This window comes from Runella limosa DSM 17973, assembly GCF_000482465.1.
Lineage (GTDB): Bacteria > Bacteroidota > Bacteroidia > Cytophagales > Spirosomataceae > Runella > Runella limosa.
The window spans coordinates 1-2,421 of the sequence record NZ_AXVJ01000093.1 but is presented as its reverse complement, the minus strand read 5'-3'; the positions used below and the strand labels follow the sequence as shown (position 1 = coordinate 2,421).

General features: G+C 38.9%; 2 protein-coding genes. Both read right to left on the bottom strand.

The annotated features are described in order from the left end of the window. Positions 1-79: 79 nt before the first annotated feature. Complete coding sequence (locus K339_RS0109825) at positions 80-811, bottom strand: hypothetical protein (RefSeq protein ID WP_028523425.1); 732 nt, start codon at positions 809-811, stop codon at positions 80-82. Between the two features lie 11 nt (positions 812-822). Beyond that, positions 823-2,421, bottom strand: a 1,599-nt coding sequence (locus tag K339_RS37505) for a hypothetical protein (protein ID WP_037300009.1), incomplete at its 5' end; no start/stop codon positions are given.

Sequence of the window (2,421 nt, the reverse complement as noted above, 5' to 3'; positions counted from 1 at the left end):
AACATAAATAAATGGTTAAATGAAATGAATTATTGAATGTGTTGAAGGTCATGAAAGGTTGATGGATGGGTTTTGATAATCACTCTAAAATAGGATTTTCCAAAGGCTTTACCTGTTTTAAATCCTCATAGACTTTATCAAAAGCAGCCAGTATATTTTTGCCTTCCTCTTCTTCATTAGCCCACTCTACCAGCGTGCCTCTGACGAGCTGATAGATTTGCTCATAACTAGGATTGCCTGCTAACTTGGCTATAATGAGTTTGTGAAATTCAGTACTATGTGCCATAGGAGCTATTTCTCCAAAATCTTTAAATTTCAGCGGTTCGGCATTGATTTTTTGGTCTAACCACCTTACATCCCTTGATTTTTCTAAAACTGGCATCAATAGATTTTCATATTGCCATTTGAACTCTTCAAAATATTGTTCTACGTCCTGTCGTTCGTGGTTATACCTAATCAAATCTGCTCCGCTATACATCATAGCATCATCTGGATATTTTTCATATTTTTTATCAATAAAAATCGCATGGGTTCCTATTGTAGGGACATCAGAAGTCAATGGGTACCCTACTACCTCATAATATTTCTCCCAGTGTTTTTCAATGTCTTTATATCCTCTGACGAGAACATATTTTACACTACTCCCACGAATAACTGTTGAAACATCAAAAGTGATTTGGTCAAAACCAAACGGAAAAAATTTGGTAAATACACAAGCAGGGTCTTCTACCAAATGCTCGAAACCTTGGCTTTTGAGGTAGTCAGTTGCTATCTCAATCAGGTATTTTTCTACATCTTCAAAATGTACCATATCAAAAAAGGTTATTGTTCTATTTCTATACGCCGCACCAAATTTACTTGGCCGCTTGTTGTTTGGGTGGCTACTTTGGATATTTCTTTTAATGTTAATGACTCATTTACAGGGTATGGGTTATTTTCAAAAAAAAGTGCTTTTGATAACCGAAACTGAGCGACAGTTTTGGTGTTTTTGGCCGTTTCTATAGTTACAATGGCGGCATCTTGTCCATCGGTAAAAAGAGTACTCACGTCTATTTTGGCATCGTGATAAACGACTTGATTAAAACTCAAAACTCCATTTTGTCTGGTTCTGAAAAATAGTAAATCAGGAATAAATTCTACCCCATTAGCTGTTTTTAATCTTACGTTTTGTATAGCCTTAGTATAGCCATCATCCCAAAGGCGAAGATAGATATTTCTTAGATCTACTGGTATATCGGCAGCTTCTATGCCTGCTCGCCCTTTTCTAAAAGCGGTAGTGAGAATGTCCTTTATTTTATCATCAAATTTGATACCCAGTTCTAAAATCGGTGCCCTATTACTATTGTAAATATTTACTACGCGATAACCAGGGAGTAGTTCTAAATCCAACATATAGTTTTTGAAATGATTTGGTAAAGCAATTTTGCCTGCTGTTCCTGAACCTAAACTATAAGCCCTAGCTAATCCAAATCGTGCATACCAGTTGGTGTTTAACTGCTTGAAGTAGTCCAATAAAGTTTGATTGGCCGTGAGTTCGGTTGCTAAATTACTGTATTTTGCGTTGCCAAGTGCATTATCCAAACGTCCCAGTAGTTCATCGTCCCAAGTTTGGATAATGTTTTGTAGTTCTGCTTTTTTAGAAGCGTTGGTTACCCCCTCCAACCAAGCATTTACTTTGGGGAATTTAGCGGCGATATAACCTGCTTTTCCAAAAAGAGTTTTGATCCCATCTTTCCATTTTCCTTGCTTAAACAAGGCAATTGCTTCCTCTGGATTTTTGATGGTAAGTTTTAGAGCACCAAATACCTTCTGCTGGTCTTTTAAGGTGGATAATTTTACCCATTTGGAAGGAATAATAATCGTGGCAATAAAGGCCGCTAGTACACCACGATTATACGCCGATATGTCCGCCCCCGTCTCGCTAGTAGAGCAGTCTCCCAATAATGAGGTGCCAAATTCAGAGGCCGCATTTATTAATTGTGGAGTAGCTTCAATCAATAATCGAGGCCCGCAGGGAGGACCCAAAATACAATTAAAGAGTTGGTCAACGTCCGGATTGGTAGTGGTAGCATTGATACAGGTTTGAAAAAATCGTACACTGGAGCTCAAACATCCCAGAGAAAAATCCTTTAAGGTTTGCGCTATTCCGAGGGCATCCGCATTGCTAAATAGCTCATGTACAAACCCTTCGGCTACTAGCGCAATACAACGGCTTGAACCTGTTAAGCCAGCTTGAGTAACGTGAGAAATGCTTTTATTTCTTTCGGTTTCTTCCACCAAAAAGTGAATCAACTTCGCTACATCCGATTTGCCAACAACGCACTTTAAAACAGGGGTAAGCAACCTTTCAGCCCACGAAGTGAGGTATTTTGTGATAGGGTTGTCGGCATTGGTGGCGGCCAGTCGTGCATTACGGGACTG